The organism is Jannaschia maritima (assembly GCF_030973515.1).
Classification (GTDB): Bacteria; Pseudomonadota; Alphaproteobacteria; order Rhodobacterales; family Rhodobacteraceae; genus Jannaschia; species Jannaschia maritima.
In genome coordinates, this window is sequence record NZ_JARGZA010000008.1 from 69,453 (window position 1) to 87,517 (window position 18,065).

Consider the following 18,065-nt stretch of genomic DNA (forward strand, 5'->3'; position numbering starts at 1 on the left):
CACACCCCCGGTACATAGGCGAAGGCACCGTCTCGAGGCGGCGTTGTGGGTGCCGCGCCGTTCCGAGCGGGCGGCGGCGTCCAGCGGTCCGCGCGGGCGGGCGGCGTTCGGGCGGGGGCATCGGCGGGGGCGGGCGTCGGCCGCGTCAGGCCGGGTCGAAGCCCAACTCGGCCAGCGCGGTGGCGACGCATTCGGCGTCCTGGTGGCCCGATGCGCCGGACGCGCCCATGCCGCCAACCAGCGTGCCGTCGAGGCGGATGGGCTGCCCGCCCTCCCAGGCCAGGAGGTCGGTGCGGCTGGACAGGCCGCCCGCCAGGGCGGGGTCGCGCATCCGTTCCATGAAGGCCAGGGTCGTCTTGCCCAGCGTGGTCGTCACGGCCTTGTCGGTGGCCATGCGCAGCGTCGTGGGGCGCACGCCGTCGGGCCGGGCCGCGGCGATCACGTCGCCGTTCGGGTCCACCACGGCGACGGCCACGGACCAGCCCCGCGCGCGGGCGTGACGCAGGGCGGCGGCGACGAGCGCCGCGGCGGCGTCGTAGGTGACGGTCGGGGGGGCGTGGGTCAGGTCCATGTCAGCACCCTGGCAGGCGTTCGACGATCGTGTCGAGCACATGGCCGGGATCCGCGGCCCACCAGCGACGCGAGAACACCTCCACCTCCACCGGGCCGGTGTAGCCCGCGCCTTCGGTGGCGGCGCGGATGGCGGGGATGTCGGCGACGCCGTCGCCCATCATGCCCCGGTCGAGCAGCATGTCCGACGTGTCGCGCATCCAGTCGCACAGGTGCAGACCCGCGATGCGCCCGCCCGCGGCGGCGCAGGACGCGGCGAGGGTTCCGTCCCACCAGACGTGATAGACGTCCACCGCGATCCCCAGGTCCGGCACGCCCGATGCCTCGCACACCGACAGGGCGTCGGCGATCGTGAAGATCACCGTGCGGTTCCCCCCGAACATCGGGTTCAGCGGCTCCAGCACCAGGCGCACGCCCGCGCCGCCCGCGTGCTCCGCCAGGCCGGCCAGGCGGTCCGCCAGGCGCGCGCGGCTGGCCTGCAGGCCGACGGTGCCCGTCTCCGTCCCGCCGGTGACGACGGTCAGCACGGGCGCCCCCAGGGCGGCCGCGTCGTCGACGGCGGCCCGCAGGTCGTCGTCGGACGCGGCGTCCGGGCCGGTGAGATAGGGGGTGCGGCACAGCCCGTCGACGCGCAGGCCCGCGGCGCGCGCGCGCTCGCCCACGGCCCGCGCGCGGCCCGCCAGTTCGCCCCGCCAGAAGACGATGCCGCCGAAGCCGCGTCCGGCGCAGGCGTCGATCACGCGCTCGACCGGCCAGCCCGCGCCGTGGCCGGGCAGGTTGTGCCCCAGCGTCGCGGTGTTCAGCGCCAGCCGGGTGCGGGCGATCACAGCCCGTGCATCCGCAGGAGGCGGTTCATCCGGTCCACCGCGAGGTCGGGATCGGCCAGGAGCCCGCAGGCATCGGCCATGCGGAACGCGTCGGCGAAGTAGGGCAGGGGCCGCTTGCCCTGCGCGCCGTCGATCATGACGAAATGGTCCTGGTGTCCGTTCAGCCAGGCCAGGAACACGACGCCCGTCTTGTAGAACCGCGTGGGCGCGCGGAACACGTGCCGGGCCAGGGGCACGGTGGGGTCCAGCGTCGCGCGGAAGCCCGCCACGTCGCCCCGGCCCAGTTGATCCACGGCCCGTCCGACCGCGACGGCCAGCGGATCGAAGATCCCCAGGAGCGCGTGGCTGTGGCCTTCGCCGTCGCCCTGCATCAGCTCGGGGTAGTTGAAGTCGTCGCCTGTATACATCCTGACGCCCGCGGGCAGGCGGCGGCGCAGCGCGACTTCCTTGTCCGCGTCTAGGAGGCTGATCTTGATGCCGTCGACCTTGGCCCTGTTCGCCTCGATGATGCCGACCACGGTGTCGAGCGCGGTTCCGAAATCGTCCGTGCCCCAATAGCCCGCCAGCGCGGGATCGAACATCGCGCCCAGCCAGTGCAGGATGACGGGACGGTCGCATCCGGCCAGGACGTCGCCGTAGAGCGCGGCGTAGTCGTCGGGGGACGTGGCGACGCGGGCCAGGGCGCGCGACGCCATCAGGACGATGCGGCCGTCCGCCGCCTGGATCGCCTCCACCTGTTCGGCATATGCGCGGCGCACGTCGTCGGTGGTCCGCGCCTCGGCGGGGTCCAGGTGGTCCGTGCCGCAGCCGTTGAACACCAGCGCGTCGGGCAGTTCCGCCCGGGTGCGGCGGATCAGCTCCAGCGCCTGCGGCCAGCCGAGCCCCATGCCGCGCTGCGCGGTGTCCATCGCCTCCGCGATGCCCAGGCCCAGGCCGTGCAGGTGGCGGCGGAAGGCCATCGTCGCGTCCCAGTCGATCGCGCGGATGTCGTCGGCGAACGGGTCGGCGACCACGTGCGCGGCGGAAAAGCAGGTCCGCGCGGGGTCGGGGCCCAGCGGGGTGGGCGGGATCGGCGTGCCCGTCAGCGCATGGGGGGACAGGGTGCCGGTGGCGTCGGGAAGGGCGATTTGCATGGGGTCCTGCCGTGGTTCGCGGAATGGGGGTGGGATCGGGGGTCGCGGGTTCAGAAGCGCGGCACGAGCATACCGCCGTCGGCATGGATCACCTGGCCCGTCGTGTAGGGCAGGCCGCCGGTGGCCAGGGTGGCGACGATCGCGCCGACCTCCCCCGGTCGGCCCACGCGGGGGATCAGCGTCAGGCCGTCGCGGGCGCGATCCTCGTAATCCGCGATGACGGGGGCGGTCATGTCGGTGGCGATCAGGCCGGGGCGGACGTCGTAGACGGGGATCCCTTCGGGTCCCAGCCGCGCGGCCCAGGCCTGCGTCGCCATCGCGGCGGCGGCCTTCGACGCGCAGTATTCGGACCGGGGCACCGCCACGGCGGTGGCGTTGGCGGAGGTGACGGTGACGATGCAGCGCGGGCCCGTGCGCCCGATCATGCGCCGGGCGGCCGCCTGCGTCAGGAAGAACACCGCCTTGGCGTTGACCGTCAGGCACCGGTCCCAGGATGCCTCCCCCACGTCGAGGGGGTCGCCCCGGGACGCCACGCCCACGCCCGCGTTGTTGACCAGGACGGTCAAGGGGCCGAGCGTCGCTTCGAGGTCGTCCAGCGCGGGGTCGTGGGCGGACAGGTCGGCCACGTCGAAGGGTAGGGGCATCGCGCGGGCCCCCAGGGCGGCCACGGCCGTGCAGGCCTCCGCGACGTCGGCGAGGGTCAGGCCGTTGAGCGCGACGGCGAACCCCTTCGCGGCCAGGGCCTCGGCGCAGGCGCGCCCGATGCCGCGGCCCGCGCCCGTGACCAGGGCCACGCCCGTCACGCGGCGGCCCCGTTCTTCAGGAGGTCGCGGGCGATGATCACCCGCTGGATCTGGTTCGTGCCCTCGTAGATCTGGGTGACCTTCGCGTCGCGGTACAGGCGCTCGACCTCGAACCCCCGGATGCAGCCGGACCCGCCGAACACCTGCACCGCGTCGGCCGACCGCGCGACGGCCATGTCGCTGGCGAAGCGCTTGGCCATCGAGCAGGCGCGGGTCGCGTCCTCGCCCCGGTCGATCCGGGCGGCGGCGGCGTGGGTCAGGAGGCGGGCCGCCTCCACGTCGACGGCCATGTCGGCCAGCATCCATTGCACGCCCTGGAACTCGCCGATGGTCCGGTCGAACTGCCTGCGCTGGCCGGCATGGTCGACCGCCGCTTCCAGCCCCGCCTGGCCGATGCCCACGGCGAGCGCGGCGATGCCCACGCGGCCCTTGTCGAGCACGCTCATCATCATGTGGAAGCCGCGGCCTTCCGGCCCCAGAAGCGCATCGGCGGGCAGGCGGACGCCGGTGAAGGCGAGCGCGCCGACGGGGCTGGCGCGCTGGCCCATCTTGCGTTCCTTCGGGCCGCGTTCGACGCCGGGAGCATGGAGGTCGACGGCGAAGATCGACATGCCGCGTCGGCCCGCCGCCCGGTCGGTCCGGGCCAGCACGAAGCCCAGATCGGCCACGGGGGCGTTGTGGATCCAGATCTTGCTGCCGTCGAGGACCCAGCCGTCGCCATCGCGGACCGCTTCGGTGCGGATCGCGGACACGTCGGTCCCCGCTTCGGCTTCCGTGATGCAATAGGCGACGCGGATCCGGCCCGCCATCACGCCGGGCAGCCACCGGTCCCGCTGGGCGTCCGTGCCGTGCCGCACGAGCAGCGTTGCGATCAGCTCGACCAGGCCGCACTGGTCCGCGACGGAGGCGGAGCCGCGCGACAGTTCCTCCATCACCAGGGCATAGGCGAGGGTGTCCAGGCCGGGGCCGCCCATCCGTTCCGGGACGGCGATGCCGAACAGGCCCAACTCGCCCATCCGGGCGTAAAGGTCGGCGGGGAAGCGTTCCTCCGCGTCCAGGGCTTCGGCGATCGGGCGGATCGCGTCGTTCGCGAAGCCGCGCGCCATGTCGCGGACCTGGAGGTGCGTGTCGTCCAGCTGCATTCCCGTTCCCGACGTAACCATTCGGTTACTTACCGATCCCGGCGGCGGGTCGTCAACCGCGATCGTTCTGGACAGCCGTTCGTGCGGGCCGGTAAGTAACCAGGCAGATACTTGTGGGGAGAGGAACGATGACGCCATCCACGAAGGTCCCGTTCGGCCGCACCGACCTGGAGGTCACGGCCTTTGGGTTCGGGACCGCGCCCCTGGGCAACATCTTCCGCGAGATCGACGAGGCGACGTCGGAGGCGATGTTCGACACCGCGTGGGAGGCGGGCGTCCGATACTACGACACGGCGCCGATGTACGGGCACGGGCTGGCCGAGCTGCGCACGGGCCATGCCCTGCGCTGGAAGGACCGGGATTCCCTGGTGCTGTCGTCCAAGGTGGGCCGCCGCCTGGTGCCGACCAGGCGGGCGGAGATCGAGTTCGCGCCCTGGACCAACGCGGCCCCCTTCGCCCTGGAGTTCGACTACTCCTACGACGGGACGATGCGGGCGTTCGAGGACAGCCTGCAACGGCTCGCGCTGGAGCGGATGGACATCTGCTTCATCCACGACATCGACGTCTTCACCCGGGGCGACGATCAGTCGGCGGTGTTCGCGCAGGCGATGGACGGCGCGTGGCGGGCGCTGTCGCGCCTGCGCGACGAAGGCGTGGTCAGGGCCATCGGCGTGGGCGTCAACGAATGGGAGGTGTGCCATGCCGCCCTGGAAGCGCGCGACTTCGACTGCTTCCTGCTGGCGGGGCGCTACACGCTGCTGGAGCAGGACGCGCTGGATGCGTTCCTGCCCCTGTGCGAGGCGCGGGGCGCGGCGGTCGTGGTGGGGGGCGGCTTCAATTCCGGCATCCTGGCGACGGGCGCGCGAGACGGGGCGAAGTACAATTATGCGCCCGCGCCGCCCGCGATCCTGGACCGGGTGCGCGGGATCGAGGCGGTCTGCGCCGATCACGACGTGCCCCTGCCCGCGGCGGCGTTGCAGTTCGTGGTGGCGCATCCCGCGATCCCGTCCTTCATCGCGGGCACGCGCACCGTCGAGCAGCTGCAACAGAACCTGGCCTGGTTCGAGCACCCGATCCCGGCTGCGTTCTGGTCGGACCTGAAGGCGAAGGGCCTGCTGCGCGAGGACGCGCCGACGCCGTGACGGGATCGGCCGGGGCGGATCAGTCGGTCCCCTTCCGGAAGTCGGGGGCGCGCTTGGCGCGGAAGGCGGACAAGCCCTCGGCCAGGTCGTCTGAGCGGGCGGCGAGGCTGCCGGCGAGGCTTTCGACGACGCGGCCGACCTCCTCGCCCTCCGCGGCGGCGATCATCATCTTGGCCAGCTCGGTCGCGCGGGGGCCACGGCACAGGACGCGGGCGGCGGCGTCTTCCGCGGCCCGCATGGCCCCGCCGGTGTCGACCACCGCGTCCACCAGCCCCAGGGCCAGGGCGTCCGTGGCCGTGAACACCTCGCCGAACAGGGCCATCCGGCGGACCACCTGGGGGCCGAAGCGGCGGACCGCGCGCTGCGTGCCGGACCAGCCCGGTATGATGCCCAGGCCCGTTTCGGGCTGCCCGACCTTCACGTGGGCCTCCGCGATGCGCAGGTCGGCGCAGGCGGCCAGCTCCAGCCCGCCGCCGAGCGCGTGGCCGTCCAAGACCGCGATCACCGGCTGCCGGAGGCGGGCCAGGGCGTCGAAGGCCGCGTGACCGTCGCGGACCCAGTGCCGCCCGAAGGCGTCGGCCCCTTCGCCGGACCACGCCTCGATGTCGCCGCCCGCGCAGAAGGCGCGGCCCTCGCCCGACAGGATCACGACGGCCGCGCCGGACCGCTCGATCTCGCGGGAGCGGAGCGCCAGTTCGTCCACCATCGCGACGTCGAGCGCGTTGAGCTTCTCGGGCCGGTCCAGGACCAGCCGCGCGACGCCCCCCTCGACCGACAGGCGGATCCGGCTCATGGGGCCAGGCCGATCGGTTCGGGGCGGAACAGGGCGGCGTCCATCTCCCGCAGGTCGTGGGCGACGTGCAGGGGCGTGGCGGCCTGGTCCAGGACGTCGCCCTGCAGGTCGATGCCGGGCGCCACCTCCACCACCGTTAGGCCGTCGGGGCGCAACTCCATCACGCAGCGTTCGGTGACATAGGTGACCCGCTGGCCCTGGGCCACGGCGCGCGGGCCGCTGAAGGACACGTGGTCCACCCGGGGGACGACCTTGGCGATCCGGCCCGGCGCGTCCAGCCTCAGGCGACCGTCCGCGACGTCCATCCTGGCCCCCGCCCCGAAGGTGCCCGAGAAGACGATCCGCTTGGCGCGCGCGGTGATGTCCACGAACCCGCCCGCGCCCGCCGTGCGGTGGGGGGTGGCCTTCAAGCGGGACACGTTGACCGACCCGTCGGCCCCGATCTCGAGGAAGGACAGGAGCGAGCAGTCGAAGCCCCCGGCCTGGAAGTAGGCGAACTGGTGGGGCGAGGCGACGAAGGCCTCCGCGTTGGCGGAGCACCCGAACTTGAAGTCCAGGAGCGGGATGCCCCCCACGGCGCCCTGCTCGATCACCCAGGTGACGTCGCCGTGGCGCCCTTCCTCCAGGAGGATGCGGGGGACGTTGGCGGACACGCCGAAGCCCACGTTGACGGCCCAGCCCTTGCGCATCTCGCGCGCGACGCGGCGCGCGATGACCTTCGAGACGCCGAACTCCATCCGCGCGAAGCCGTCGAGCGGGCGGATCAGCTCGCCCGATATGGCGGGGTCGTAGGGGGTGGCGGTGGTCTGAAGCTGGTCCGGTGCCTCGACCACGCAGTCGACCAGGATGCCGGGCACATGCACGTCCTTGGGGCGGATCGACCCGTCGGCCGCGACGCGGCGGACCTGCGCGATGACCAGCCCGCCCCGGTTGCGGGCGGCCAGCGCCATCTCCATCGCGCCCAGATACGCCCCCTCGTCCTCGAAGGACAGGTTGCCGCGCGTGTCGGACGTGGTGGCCCGGACGATGGCCACGTCGGGCGCGATCGCGGGGAAGTAGAGCCACGTCTCGCCGTCGAAGTCCTGCCGGCGCACGATGGGCGCGGCGCGCGCGGCGTCGTTCATGGCGCAGCCGTGGCCGCCCGGGCCTTCGGGATCGACGAAGGTGTCGAGGCCGACCTTGGTCAACACGCCGGGCCTGTGGGCCCCCGCTTCGCGTAACATGTCGAAGACGACGCCGGACGGGACGTTGTAGGCGGGGATCGCGTTCCCGGTGATCATTTGCCAGATCGCGGGCGGCTCGGCCTTCGTGGGGCCCGATGGATAGGACCCGCCGATGATACGCGCCAGGCAGCCCGGCTTGGCGATGTGGTTGACCCCTTCGATGCCGAAGAAGTCGCCCGCAGCGATGGGATGGATGGTGGTCAGGTCGCGGGGATGGGCTTCGGCGTCGAACCGCGCGCCGATCGCCGCCAGCACCGCGTCGGGGCAGCAAAGGCCCGAGGACGAGTTCACCGCCACCACCGCGCCGTCGGGGATGCGGGCCACCGCGTCGGCCGCGCTCGTCTGCTTGGACACGCCGAGCCCTCCTTCCAAGTAACCAATCGGTTATCTGGTCTATGCCGTGGGCGAGGGGCGCGATCAACCCGGGTCGCGGAGGACGCTGGGCATGAAGTAACCGGGCGGTTACGATGGGCGGATGAGCATCTACTACACCAAGTCGTTCCAGCGGGCCTTCGGCACGTTCCCCCTGACCGGCGACACGGCGCGCCGGGCGATCGAGACGGCGGCGGAGGTCGGGTACCGCGCCTTCGACACCGCGCAGATGTACGGCAACGAGGCCGAGACGGGCGACGCCCTGCGCGCGACCGGCCTGGCGCGGGGGGACCTGTGCGTCACGACGAAGGTGCATCCGGACAACTTCGCCGCGGACCGGTTCGTGCCATCCGTGGAACGCAGCCTGACGGCGCTGAAGCTGGACCGCGTGGACGTCCTGCTGTTGCACTGGCCGCCCGCGGACGGGGTCGTGGCACCATCGCTGGAGCTGTTGCAGGGGGCCAGGGACGCGGGTCTGGCCGACCACGTCGGCGTGTCGAACTATACCGTCGCGATGATGCGGGAGGCGGCGGCCGCGATCGACGCGCCCCTGGTGACGAACCAGGTGGAGTTCCATCCGCTGCTGAACCAGGACGTCCTTCTGGCCGGGTCGGCGGAGGTGGGAATCCCCCTGTCGTCCTATTCCTCCGTCGCGCGGGGCGCGGTGTTCGAGCATGCCGACTTCGCCGCCATCGGCGCGGCCTACGACAAGTCGGCGGGGCAGGTGGTGCTGCGCTGGATCCTGCAGAAGGGCGTGTCTGTCAACACGATGTCCACGAACCCCGACAACATCCGCGCCAACTTCGACGTCATGAATTTCACACTGTCCAACGTGGACATGGCCCGGATCGAGCGGTTGACCCGGACCGGGCACCGTGTCGTGGGGTCGGGCCAGGTGCCCTGGGCGCCGGACTGGGACTGACCGGGGGCGGTCGCCGGGCGACGGTATCGTGGAGGACGCCAGAACGCTCGCACCCTGCGCGACTGCCTCGCCGAACACATACGGCGCAGTGGCCCCGACCGCGCGCCGTTCAGATGCTGACGTATCCCCCGAAGTGCCATGCGACGATCCACGCCCCTGCGGCGAGCCCGATCAGGGGCGTGACGAGCCAGACGGATGCCCGGCGGTACAGGGCTGCGACCGAGGTGGCCGACAGGATCGATGCGAGAACGAAGTCCAGGAACGGGACGACGCCGACCATCGGCCAGAATGTGTGCAGGGCGACGACGCCGCCGAAGAACCCTGCGAGCCCTCCCGCGACCATCGAGAGGACGAGCAGGGCGATGCGTGGAGCTGCTTTCATGGAACGGGCATGGGCATTCGATCTATCCACCCCTTGATCCTCCCCGATCCTGCCGTCCAGGCTTCGACCGTCGGCGACGCCCCGGGCGACCCTCTCCCGGGACGTCACGGGCGAGAGGTCCGGCCGACGTTCCTGTGATCGCGTTCACATCGCTCCGTCCGATGATCTGCCACGACCGTCCCATCGTCACCAGGAAGGGATAGAACGATGGCAACCTCGAACTTCATAACCGTCCGCAACGAACGCGAGATCGACATCTGGGTCGCGGTCTCGAGCGATCGCATCCAGGTCAAGCGGCAGAGCCGCGCGAACAGTTCGTCCGACAGCGAAAGCTCGTCCTGGAACAGCGAGATCGGAGTGAACGGTGAAACCACCACGACGGTCGGCGGAAACGTCACCGCCGGAAAGAAGGGCGGCATCACGGTCAAGGGGGGCGGATCGTCGGAAACGGCATCGCAGCGATCCGCGTCCTCCGACCAGGAGTTCGCGGTCCAGACCGGTCCGGAGGTGAGCGGCTTCCGTTTGCCACCCGGCACGCAATACGACCTGGCGATCCAGGCGTCGGCGAAGCAGTACTTCCTGCTGATCAAGGAGGGGGACACGATCTATTCGGAGAACCAATCCTTCGACGTGGCGACGCAGAACTTCGTCGTGGTGAACGGCAAGGGCGTGGTGGAGTTCGAGAACCCGGACAAGACCCTGTTGATGGCGATGTCCACCGTCAGCATCCTGTTCGGGTCCCGCTGGCTCGCCACGCCGGTCTCGGCGAAGAACTGGCCCGCCGCCAACTTGGGCGCGAGCGCGCAGAAGCATATCGTCGTCCGCGTCGAAGCGGACGGGCAGCCGGAAACGCCCTTCAAGCCGAAGCGCGCGCTCCGATCCGGCGACTATGTCCGGATCATCACCCTCGACACGACCGACGAGGGGTACAACCAGCTCTACTCGTCGAAGAAGGGGTGGGCGTACTACGACAAGGCGCGCAAGGGGCACGACAAGCAGATCTGGCGCATCCACGTACCCGGCGCGGCCGACAAGCCGGTCGCATCGACCGACGACGTGTTCTTCACGAACAAGAACTGGCCCGACGCCCGTCTTCGCGCCTACGACGACGAGTGGATGAGCGTGGAGGACGACCCGGCGGGGAGCATCGCGCGATTGACGGTGCATCAGACGGGGTTCAGCTGAAGCGATGCCCCCGACGCACGCGGTGGGTCGGGGGCTAGGCTCGGGGCCGGTCGGAGGGGCCGGGCCCGCGACGCCCGTACCGGGATGCCCCTCGCCGTATCGCCTTCCCGCCGGATCGAGAGCTCGGGGCGGCCTCCTCGGACCCGACCCTTCAGCGGTTGCCGCGGATCAGGTCGGCGGCCTTCTCGGCGATCATGATGGTGGGGGCGTTGGTGTTCGAGCCGACGAGGCTGGGCATCACGGAGCTGTCGCAGATGCGCAGGCCATCGATGCCGATGACGCGGAGCTGGGGGTCCACCACGGCCATGTCGTCGGTGCCCATCTTGCAGGTGCCGGTCGGGTGGTAGGACGTGCGCCCGTACCGGCGGGCATAGGCGGCGTAGTCGCCCGCCTCGCGGATCGCCCCGTCGGGGTGGCGGATGGCGCGGACGTGCCGGGCCATCGCGGGCTGCGAGAAGATCTCGACGCTTCGGCGCACGCCTTCGGCGGAGATCGCCAGGTCGTCGGGGTGGCCCAGGAAGTCGGGATCGACCACCACGGGGGCGGCCGGGTCGTCCGAGCGCAGCCGCACCGTGCCGCGGGCCTTGGGGCGGGCGTTGTAGCTGTTGAGCGTGACGCCCGAGCTGCCCGGCCGGACGGAGGGGACCCCGGCCTCCGCCCCCGCGCCGGCGAGGAAGTGGAACTGAAGGTCCGGCACGGCGTCCGGGTCGTCCGCGCCCCCCGAATACCAGAACGCGCCCCCTTCCACGACGTTCGAGGTCACGGGCCCCGATCCGAACGCGTAGTATTGGATGCCCGCCAGGGCCGCGTTCCACCACGACCTGTAGCGGTCGAGCGACTGGTGGCCGGTCAGCTCGGCCACGATGTCGATGCCGAAATGGTCCTGAAGGTTCCGGCCCACGCCGGGCAGGTCGGCCCGCACCGCGATGCCGTGCCCCGCCAGGTGGGCGGCGGGGCCCAGGCCGGACAGCATCATGAGCTTCGGCGATCCCAGGGCGCCGGCGGTCAGGATCACCTCCGACGACGCGGCGAGGCTGCGGCGGGTGCGGCCGTCGAAGACCTCGACCCCCGTGGCGCGGCCGTTCGCGATCGCGACGCGCTCGATCAGGACGTCCGTCCGGACGGTCAGGTTGGCGCGCTCGCGGATGGGCTTGAGGTACGCGGTGGCCGCCGAGCAGCGCCGTCCGTCGCGCGTGGTGGTCTGGTACACGCCGCATCCCGCCTGCCGCGGCCCGTTGAAGTCGGGGTTGTACGGGATGCCCGCCTGCTGGCACGCCTGCACGTAGGCGCGCGTCATCGGCTGGGGCGAGTGGAGGTTCGACACCCCCAGCGGCCCCTCGGTGCCGTGCCAGTCGCCCGCGAGGAACGTGTTGCCCTCGGACCGCAGGAAGTAGTCGCGGACCTGGTCCCACCCCCATCCGGCGGCGCCTTCGTCCCGAGCCCATCGGTCGTAGTCGGACGGGTGGCCGCGGGTGTAGACCTGCGCGTTCACCGAGGACGACCCACCCAGGACGCGGCCCTGCGCATACGGGATCTCGCGGTCGTCCGCGTGCTTCTGGGGGACGGTCCGGAAGCCCCAGGTGAGCGGGCCGTCGGTCATCTTGGCGAAGCCCACCGGCATGTGGATCAGCGGATGGCCGTCGCGCGGCCCGGCCTCCAGCAGCAGGACGCGGCGGTCGGCGTCCTCCGTCAGGCGGTTGGCCAGCACGCAGCCGGCGGACCCTGCGCCGACGACGATGGTGTCGTAGCCTTCGGCCACCTCAGTCGATCCAGTGCTGCCGGGGGCCGAACGCGATGTGGACGGACTTGACCTGGGTGTATTCCTCTACGCCCATCATGCCCGCCTCGCGGCCCCAGCCGGACGCCTTGAAGCCGCCGATCGGAAGCTCCGGCCCGCCGGCCAGGGTCGTGTTGACCCAGAACCGTCCCGCCCGCACGCGGCGCGACACGGCCATCGCGGTGTCGATGTCCTTGGACCAGACGGAGGCGGCCAGGCCGTATTCGGTGTCGTTCGCCATCTCGACCGCCTCGTCCAGGGTGTCGAAGGGCAGGATCGTCAGGACGGGGCCGAAGATCTCGTCCCGCGCGATGGTCATGTCGGGGGTGACGTCCGTGAAGACCGTGGGCGCGATGAAGCGGCCCCGGCCCAGATCCATCGCCGTGCCGCCCATTGCGAGGGTGGCCCCCTCGGCCTTGCCCTTCTCGATGTAGTCCAGGATGGCGCGGTTCTGCGCTTCGGTGGTGATGGCGCCCGCCTGCGTCGCCTCGTCGAGGGGGTCGCCGGTGCGGATGCGGGCCAGCTTGTCGGCGACCTTCCGGGCGAACGCGTCGGCGACGGCGCGTTCCACGATCAGGCGCGATCCCGACACGCAGCACTGGCCGGAGTTGAACGCGATGCCGAACGCGACCCCGTCCGCGGCGTCGTCGAGATCCGCGTCGGCGAAGACGATCTGCGGGTTCTTGCCCCCCAGCTCCAGCCCCAGCTTCTTGAAGTTCGACCGAGCCGACGCCTCCACCACGGCGCGGCCCGTGCGGGTGGAGCCGGTGAAGGACACCATGTCGACGTCCCGATGCTCCAGCATCGCCTGGCCCACGGTCGGTCCGGTGCCCGTGACCACGTTGAAAACGCCCGCGGGCAGCCCGGCCGCCCGGAGGATGTCGGCCAGGATCAGCGTGGTGGCGGAGGTGAACTCGGACGGCTTGGCGACGACGGCGTTGCCGGAGGCGAGGATGTAGGGGACCCGCTCGCACAGGATCAGGAACGGGAAGTTCCAGGGCGTGACGACGCCTACGACGCCGACGGGCTCGCGCATGACGAGGGACAGGGCGTCGTCGCCGACATTGTTGAACGTGTCGCCGTGCAGCGTGCGCGCGAGGCCCGCGGCCAGCTCGAACATGCCGACGCAGCCCGACACCTCGCCCCGCGCCTGTGCGATGGGCTTGCCGTTCTCCAGCGTTTCCCAATACGCGATCTCGTCCACGCGCTCGCGCAGCAGGGCGGCCGCGCGCAGGAGCACGGCGGCGCGGTCCGCCCCGCCCAGGCCCGCCCAGCGGCGGTCGTCGAAGGCCGCGCGCGCCGCCGCCACGGCGTCGTCCACGTCGGCGGGCGTGCAGGCGACCGTCCGCGTCACGGGGACGTCGTGGGCGGGGGAATGGCGGACGAACACCTCCCGCTCGCCCGCCGGCACGTCGCGGCCATCCACGTGGAAGCCAAAGGTCCGCGGCTCGGACGGGAGGGATAGGCGGGTTGTCTGCTGGTCCATGGAAGGCTCCCGGGCGTCGATGTCGGTATGGGAAGGCGGGTCAGGCGCGCCGCGGGACCGTCCGCCGTTCCACGAGCGTCTCGGTGAACGGCATGACACCCCTTCCGCCGCGCACGGGGGGACGGCTCCGCCATAACGCACTGGGTGGTTACTTGCTGTTTTCCGCAGGTGTCAAGTCTGCTATGCGTCGGGACGCGACCCCGCCGGTCGGGAGGGCAGGACAGCCATGGACGGATCGCCGCAACCACGCGCGCGCGACGCGGACGCCACGCGCCGCCGCATCCTGAACGCCGCGAAGGAGGAGTTCGCCCGGGTGGGTCTCGGCGGGGCGCGGGTCGATCTGATCGCCGAGCGCGCCGAAGCCAACAAGCGCATGATCTATCACTATTTCGGGTCGAAGGAGGCGCTGTTCCGCGCCGTCCTGGAGGAGGCGTATCTCGCGATCCGTTCGGCCGAGCGCGCGCTGGACCTGGAGCATCTGCCCCCGCTGGCGGCGATGGAGCAGCTCGTCCGGTTCACGTGGCGGTACTATCTGGAGAACCCGGAGTTCATCCGGCTGGTGAACAGCGAGAACCTGCACGGCGCGCGGCACATCGAGGGATCCGTGCCCCTGCACGACGCGTCGCGCGGGCTGACGGAACTGACGGGCGCGATCCTGCGGCGGGGCGTCGCCGAGGGGTCCATGCGGCCGGGTATCGATCCGGTTCAGTTGAACATCACGATCGCGGCGATCGGCTACTACTATCTGACGAACCGCCACACGGGCGAGTACCTGTTCGAACGCCCGTTCATGACGCAGGCGGCCCTGGACGAGCGCATCGCCTTCAACGTGGAGACGATCCTGCGCCTGGTTCGGGCGGACGCGGCCGGTCAGCCCCGCGGGACCGGCGACGCGGCCACGACGGACGCGTAGAGCGCCTCGTAGCGGGCCGCCATGGTGGCGGCCGAGAACCGTTCGCGCGCGCGGGCCGCGCAGCGGCGGCGGTCGATCCGCACCGCCCGCGCGATCGCGGCGGGCGCTTCGTCCGGATGGTCGACGAGGACGCCGGTGACGCCGTCCTCCACGATCTCGGGCATGGAGCCGCGCCGCGTCGCCACCACGGGGGTGCCGCACATCATCGCCTCCGCGACCGAGAGTCCGAACGGCTCGTCGAAGGCGATGAGGTGCAGGAGCGCCGACGCACCCCCGAGGAACCGCGCGCGCGCCGCCCCCGCGAGGGGCCCGAGCCACTGCACCCGATCGCCGTCGATCCAGGGTTCCACCGCCGCCCGGTGGTGGTCCGGGTCCGCGACGATGCCCGCCATCCGAAGGGGCCGTCCCGCCGCGCGTGCCGCCGCGATGGCCGCGCCGGGACCCTTTTCCGGATGGGACCGCGCGAAGAACGCCAGCGGGGCATCGGGCCCGGGGTCGGCCGGGGGCCATCGCGACGGGTCGATCCCGTGGTGGATCGTCGCCGCGTATCGCAGGGACGGATCCCGGTCCGCGTCCGATATGGCGACGTAGTGGGCCGCGTCCGCATAGGCCCGCCAGATCGGCAGCGTGGCCTCGCGCACCTCGGGCGGGCCCAGGCCGTGCAGCGTGACCACCATCGGCACAGGCAAGATCGGGGCGAAGGGCAGGGCGGGGAAGTCGCATTGCGCGTGGACCACGTCGAACACGCCCTCGGCCGCCAGCCGCGCGGCGGCGCCGAGATGCATCGCCTCCCACACCTTCACGTCGAGCGGCGCCTCCTCGTAAGGGTGGGGGGCCGTCACGTGGAGGCGGCCCGCCGTCCGGGACCCGCTGGCGGCGAACAGCGTCACGTCGTGCCCGCGCGTCACGAGCGCCTCCGTTAGGGTGCTGGTGGCGGACTCCCACGGACCATAGGCTGCGGGCGGGCAGCGCCACGCGATCGGGGCGATCATCCCGATCCGCACCGAACCCTACTCCGCCGCGTGGAGGTCCGGCACCGCGTCCCGCCGCGCCACCCGCCGCAAGGTGCGTTCGAGCGCGCGGGCGTGCCGGGGCCAGGTCGCGCCGCGATGGGCGTGCCACAACCGTTCGGACAGGGCCTGGCGCCGCCGGTCGTCCCCGAGGAGCGATGCGGCCGCATTCGCCAGCACGTCCGGCGCGCCGAAGGGGACGAGGCATTCGGGGGCGAGCACCTCGCGGGCATGCCAATAGGGCGTGGACAGGGTGGGCACGCCGCAGGCCAGCGCGTAGGCCAGGGTCCCCGACGTGATCTGCGCGGGGTTGGCATAGGGCGTCACGTAGAGGTCGGCCGCCTGCAGGAGGTCGCAGAGCTCGTCGTCGGCGACGTAGCGGTCCACCATCTCCAGCGCGTCCTGCACGCCGCCCGCCCGCGCGCGGGCCCGGAGCGCGTCGCGGTATCGCTCGCCTTCCGTCGCCACGAGGGCGGGATGCGTGGCACCGACCAGGACGTACCGGACCGCCGGGACCCGGTCGCGGATGGCGGGAAGGGCGTCGATCACCATCTCGATCCCCTTGCCCGGCGACAGGAGGCCGAAGGTCATGATGGTCGGTCTTTCCAGCCAACCCAGGCGCGCGCGCATGTCACGGGCCGGGACGAGCGGCCGGTCCGGCACCCCATGGGGCACGACGTGGACCTCCGGTCCGTCGGGGCGGGCGTTGCAGAGGATGTCCCGCCCGTGTCGGGCCATCACCACGAACGCCCCCGCCCGCGCGGCCAGGCCCGTCATCACCCGGGCCTGCGCCGGGTCGGGGGCGTCGAGCACGGTGTGGAGGCGGACCACCGCGGGCGTGCGCGCCGCGTCGAGCAGGTCGAGGAGCCAGGCCCCGGCGGGGCCGCCGTAGATGCCGAACTCGTGCTCCACCAGGACGACGTCCGGCCCCCATGCGGCCATGGCTGCGCCGGCCCCCGCATGCGACGCCCGGTCCCCCTGATCGACCGTCCGGTCGACCGCGCCACCGAAGCGGTGGGTTGCCCCAGGTTCCACCATCGCGGTGACGTGGACCCGATGGCCGGCGCCGCGCAGCGCCGCGGCGACGTCGCGGGTGAAGGTCGCGATCCCGCAGCGTCGCGGGGGGTGGTTGCCGACCAAGGCGATGCGCAGGCCGCCCCGGCGAACGGAAGCGGCGTCGGGTCGAGAATCGTTCTGCATGTATGCTCCGTACCGGCGGCCGATCCGGGGTCCCATGGACGGCCATGCCTCTGAGCGTGTTGAACAAGTTCCGGTTTGGGATTGTTCCCCGCCACGCTAACTCGTTGGCATGGTTCCGCTCGAACACCTGGTCCGCCTAACCGATGGCTGCGGCATCTGGCAGCACGCCCGCCACGCCGTGCCGGACCGCCGCCATGGATATTGCCTGGACGACGTGGCACGCGCGCTGTGGTTCTGCGCCCGGCGCGCCCGCCTAGATCCCGTAGATCCGGTCCCTGGACGCCTGGCCACGGTCTATGCCGGCTTTACGGACCATGCGTGGGACGGGGAGGCGGGGGCGTTCCGCAACTTCATGACCGCCGATCGACGCTGGATCGGGGACGAGGACGAGGACGCGTCGGCCCGCACGCTCCTGGCCCTCGCCGAAACGGCGACGTCGTCGCTGGGGGAGGGGATCTCGGGCTGGGCCGCCGATCTGTTGCGCGAAGCGCTGCCGATCGCGGGACGCCTGCAATCCCCGCGCGGCTGGGCCTGGGCGCTGGGAGCGTTGCGGCGGGCGGAGCGGCTGGATCACCACACGGACGGGCTGGCGTCTCCGCTGGCGCGGCGGCTGCAGGATTGCTGGGCGGCGGCGGCTTCGCCTGCCCATCCGTTCTTCGAGCCGTATCTGGCCTACGACAGTCCCAGGCTCGCGCAGGGCGCGCTCGACGGGTCGCGCTGGGTGCCCGCCCTGGGCGATGCCGGCCTGGCGGCGATGCGTTGGCTGTCCGACATCCAGAGGGGTCCGGATGGCCGGTTCCGGCCACCGGGCTCGTGGGGGTACGGACGGGAAGGCGCGCCGGCGCTCCATGCGCAGCAGCCGCTCGACGCATGGGCCCATGTGGAGGCATCGCTCGCCGCGGCCCGTGTGACGGGCGATCCCCGGTGGCGGGAGGAGGCCCGCCGGGCGCATGCCTGGTTCCTGGGCGAGAACGACGCCGGCCAACCATTGGCGACGCCCGGGGGCGGCTGCCGCGACGGGATCGACCCGCAGGGTATCAGCGTGAACCAGGGGGCCGAATCGACACTCGCATGGCTTCACGCGGATGCCGCGATGGCGCTGGCGGCGGCCGAGGCGGAGGGGGAGTGACGGGGTGACGGTGCCGCTCCGCCCACGGGGCGTGCCGGCCTCCGTCGCCGACCTCG

The 18,065-nt window shown here is 72.1% G+C and carries 17 protein-coding genes; 5 read left to right on the forward strand and 12 right to left on the reverse strand.

Annotated features, from left to right (window positions below; translation table 11 throughout):
* Positions 1-145: 145 nt before the first annotated feature.
* From P0084_RS09435 to P0084_RS09455, 5 genes are read right to left on the reverse strand one after another with little or no spacing between them, the layout of a single operon-like run.
* Positions 146-571, reverse strand: coding sequence for a GlcG/HbpS family heme-binding protein (locus P0084_RS09435; protein WP_308916589.1), 426 nt, complete (start codon positions 569-571; stop codon positions 146-148).
* Between the two features lies 1 nt (position 572).
* Positions 573-1,397, reverse strand: coding sequence for a sugar phosphate isomerase/epimerase family protein (locus P0084_RS09440; protein ID WP_308916590.1), 825 nt, complete (start codon positions 1,395-1,397; stop codon positions 573-575).
* The gene (locus P0084_RS09445; protein ID WP_308916591.1) at positions 1,394-2,530 is read right to left on the reverse strand and encodes a dihydrodipicolinate synthase family protein; all 1,137 of its coding nucleotides are present in this window, start codon (positions 2,528-2,530) and stop codon (positions 1,394-1,396) included. The genes P0084_RS09440 and P0084_RS09445 overlap by 4 nt, the downstream gene beginning before the upstream one ends.
* A gap of 50 nt (positions 2,531-2,580) precedes the next feature.
* Positions 2,581-3,333 (reverse strand): 3-ketoacyl-ACP reductase, encoded by a 753-nt coding sequence (locus P0084_RS09450; RefSeq protein WP_308916592.1) that lies wholly within the window; start codon positions 3,331-3,333, stop codon positions 2,581-2,583.
* Positions 3,330-4,496 (reverse strand): acyl-CoA dehydrogenase family protein, encoded by a 1,167-nt coding sequence (locus P0084_RS09455; protein WP_308916593.1) that lies wholly within the window; start codon positions 4,494-4,496, stop codon positions 3,330-3,332. The genes P0084_RS09450 and P0084_RS09455 overlap by 4 nt, the downstream gene beginning before the upstream one ends.
* A gap of 107 nt (positions 4,497-4,603) precedes the next feature.
* Here P0084_RS09455 and P0084_RS09460 point away from each other — a divergent pair, with 107 nt between their 5' ends.
* Positions 4,604-5,617: an aldo/keto reductase gene (locus tag P0084_RS09460; protein WP_308916594.1), complete on the forward strand. Its 1,014-nt coding sequence runs from the start codon at positions 4,604-4,606 to the stop codon at positions 5,615-5,617.
* A gap of 19 nt (positions 5,618-5,636) precedes the next feature.
* Here the strand turns inward: P0084_RS09460 and P0084_RS09465 are convergent, their stop codons facing one another.
* Together P0084_RS09465 and P0084_RS09470 are read right to left on the reverse strand one after the other, a co-directional pair.
* Complete coding sequence (locus P0084_RS09465) at positions 5,637-6,410, reverse strand: enoyl-CoA hydratase/isomerase family protein (RefSeq protein ID WP_308916595.1); 774 nt, start codon at positions 6,408-6,410, stop codon at positions 5,637-5,639.
* Complete coding sequence (locus tag P0084_RS09470; protein WP_308916596.1) at positions 6,407-7,987, reverse strand: acyl CoA:acetate/3-ketoacid CoA transferase; 1,581 nt, start codon at positions 7,985-7,987, stop codon at positions 6,407-6,409. Before P0084_RS09470 ends, P0084_RS09465 begins: the two co-directional genes overlap by 4 nt.
* A 121-nt stretch (positions 7,988-8,108) precedes the next feature.
* Here P0084_RS09470 and P0084_RS09475 point away from each other — a divergent pair, with 121 nt between their 5' ends.
* Positions 8,109-8,927 (forward strand): aldo/keto reductase, encoded by an 819-nt coding sequence (locus P0084_RS09475; protein ID WP_308916597.1) that lies wholly within the window; start codon positions 8,109-8,111, stop codon positions 8,925-8,927.
* A 109-nt stretch (positions 8,928-9,036) separates the two neighbouring features.
* Here the strand turns inward: P0084_RS09475 and P0084_RS09480 are convergent, their stop codons facing one another.
* The gene (locus tag P0084_RS09480) at positions 9,037-9,309 is read right to left on the reverse strand and encodes a hypothetical protein (protein ID WP_308916598.1); all 273 of its coding nucleotides are present in this window, start codon (positions 9,307-9,309) and stop codon (positions 9,037-9,039) included.
* Between the two features lie 207 nt (positions 9,310-9,516).
* On the opposite strand from P0084_RS09480, the gene P0084_RS09485 reads away from it, so the two are divergent.
* On the forward strand, positions 9,517-10,494 hold the full coding sequence (locus P0084_RS09485; RefSeq protein WP_308916599.1) for a hypothetical protein: 978 nt from the start codon (positions 9,517-9,519) through the stop codon (positions 10,492-10,494).
* Positions 10,495-10,645: 151 nt separating this feature from the next.
* Here the strand turns inward: P0084_RS09485 and P0084_RS09490 are convergent, their stop codons facing one another.
* Entirely contained in the window at positions 10,646-12,253 is a 1,608-nt protein-coding gene (locus P0084_RS09490) for a GMC family oxidoreductase (protein WP_308916600.1), read from the reverse strand.
* A 1-nt stretch (position 12,254) separates the two neighbouring features.
* Complete coding sequence (locus P0084_RS09495) at positions 12,255-13,757, reverse strand: aldehyde dehydrogenase family protein (protein WP_308916601.1); 1,503 nt, start codon at positions 13,755-13,757, stop codon at positions 12,255-12,257.
* A gap of 226 nt (positions 13,758-13,983) precedes the next feature.
* Here P0084_RS09495 and P0084_RS09500 point away from each other — a divergent pair, with 226 nt between their 5' ends.
* Entirely contained in the window at positions 13,984-14,670 is a 687-nt protein-coding gene (locus P0084_RS09500; RefSeq protein ID WP_308916602.1) for a TetR/AcrR family transcriptional regulator, read from the forward strand.
* Here P0084_RS09500 and P0084_RS09505 read toward each other — a convergent pair.
* Positions 14,628-15,662: a glycosyltransferase gene (locus P0084_RS09505; protein WP_308916603.1), complete on the reverse strand. Its 1,035-nt coding sequence runs from the start codon at positions 15,660-15,662 to the stop codon at positions 14,628-14,630. The two genes, P0084_RS09500 and P0084_RS09505, sit on opposite strands and share 43 nt — an antisense overlap.
* 18 nt (positions 15,663-15,680) lie before the next feature.
* Positions 15,681-16,880 carry a glycosyltransferase gene (locus P0084_RS09510; protein ID WP_308916604.1) on the reverse strand — a complete coding sequence of 400 codons (1,200 nt, stop codon included), beginning with the start codon at positions 16,878-16,880 and terminating at the stop codon, positions 15,681-15,683.
* A gap of 109 nt (positions 16,881-16,989) precedes the next feature.
* Here P0084_RS09510 and P0084_RS09515 point away from each other — a divergent pair, with 109 nt between their 5' ends.
* A complete protein-coding gene (locus P0084_RS09515; RefSeq protein ID WP_308916605.1) occupies positions 16,990-18,009 on the forward strand; it encodes a hypothetical protein in 1,020 nt (339 codons plus the stop codon).
* Positions 18,010-18,065 lie beyond the last annotated feature (56 nt).

Excerpts from the sequence above, each read along its gene's own strand:
- P0084_RS09465 (WP_308916595.1), bottom strand. The coding sequence starts at position 6,410 with ATGAGCCGGATCCGCCTGTCGGTCGAGGGGGGCGTCGCGCGGCTGGTC.
- P0084_RS09480 (WP_308916598.1), bottom strand. The coding sequence starts at position 9,309 with ATGAAAGCAGCTCCACGCATCGCCCTGCTCGTCCTCTCGATGGTCGCG.
- P0084_RS09435 (WP_308916589.1), bottom strand. The coding sequence starts at position 571 with ATGGACCTGACCCACGCCCCCCCGACCGTCACCTACGACGCCGCCGCG.
- P0084_RS09515 (WP_308916605.1), top strand. The coding sequence starts at position 16,990 with ATGGTTCCGCTCGAACACCTGGTCCGCCTAACCGATGGCTGCGGCATC.
- P0084_RS09485 (WP_308916599.1), top strand. The coding sequence starts at position 9,517 with ATGGCAACCTCGAACTTCATAACCGTCCGCAACGAACGCGAGATCGAC.
- P0084_RS09505 (WP_308916603.1), bottom strand. The coding sequence starts at position 15,662 with ATGATCGCCCCGATCGCGTGGCGCTGCCCGCCCGCAGCCTATGGTCCG.
- P0084_RS09500 (WP_308916602.1), top strand. The coding sequence starts at position 13,984 with ATGGACGGATCGCCGCAACCACGCGCGCGCGACGCGGACGCCACGCGC.
- P0084_RS09460 (WP_308916594.1), top strand. The coding sequence starts at position 4,604 with ATGACGCCATCCACGAAGGTCCCGTTCGGCCGCACCGACCTGGAGGTC.
- P0084_RS09455 (WP_308916593.1), bottom strand. The coding sequence starts at position 4,496 with ATGGTTACGTCGGGAACGGGAATGCAGCTGGACGACACGCACCTCCAG.
- P0084_RS09510 (WP_308916604.1), bottom strand. The coding sequence starts at position 16,880 with ATGCAGAACGATTCTCGACCCGACGCCGCTTCCGTTCGCCGGGGCGGC.
- P0084_RS09445 (WP_308916591.1), bottom strand. The coding sequence starts at position 2,530 with ATGCAAATCGCCCTTCCCGACGCCACCGGCACCCTGTCCCCCCATGCG.
- P0084_RS09475 (WP_308916597.1), top strand. The coding sequence starts at position 8,109 with ATGAGCATCTACTACACCAAGTCGTTCCAGCGGGCCTTCGGCACGTTC.
- P0084_RS09495 (WP_308916601.1), bottom strand. The coding sequence starts at position 13,757 with ATGGACCAGCAGACAACCCGCCTATCCCTCCCGTCCGAGCCGCGGACC.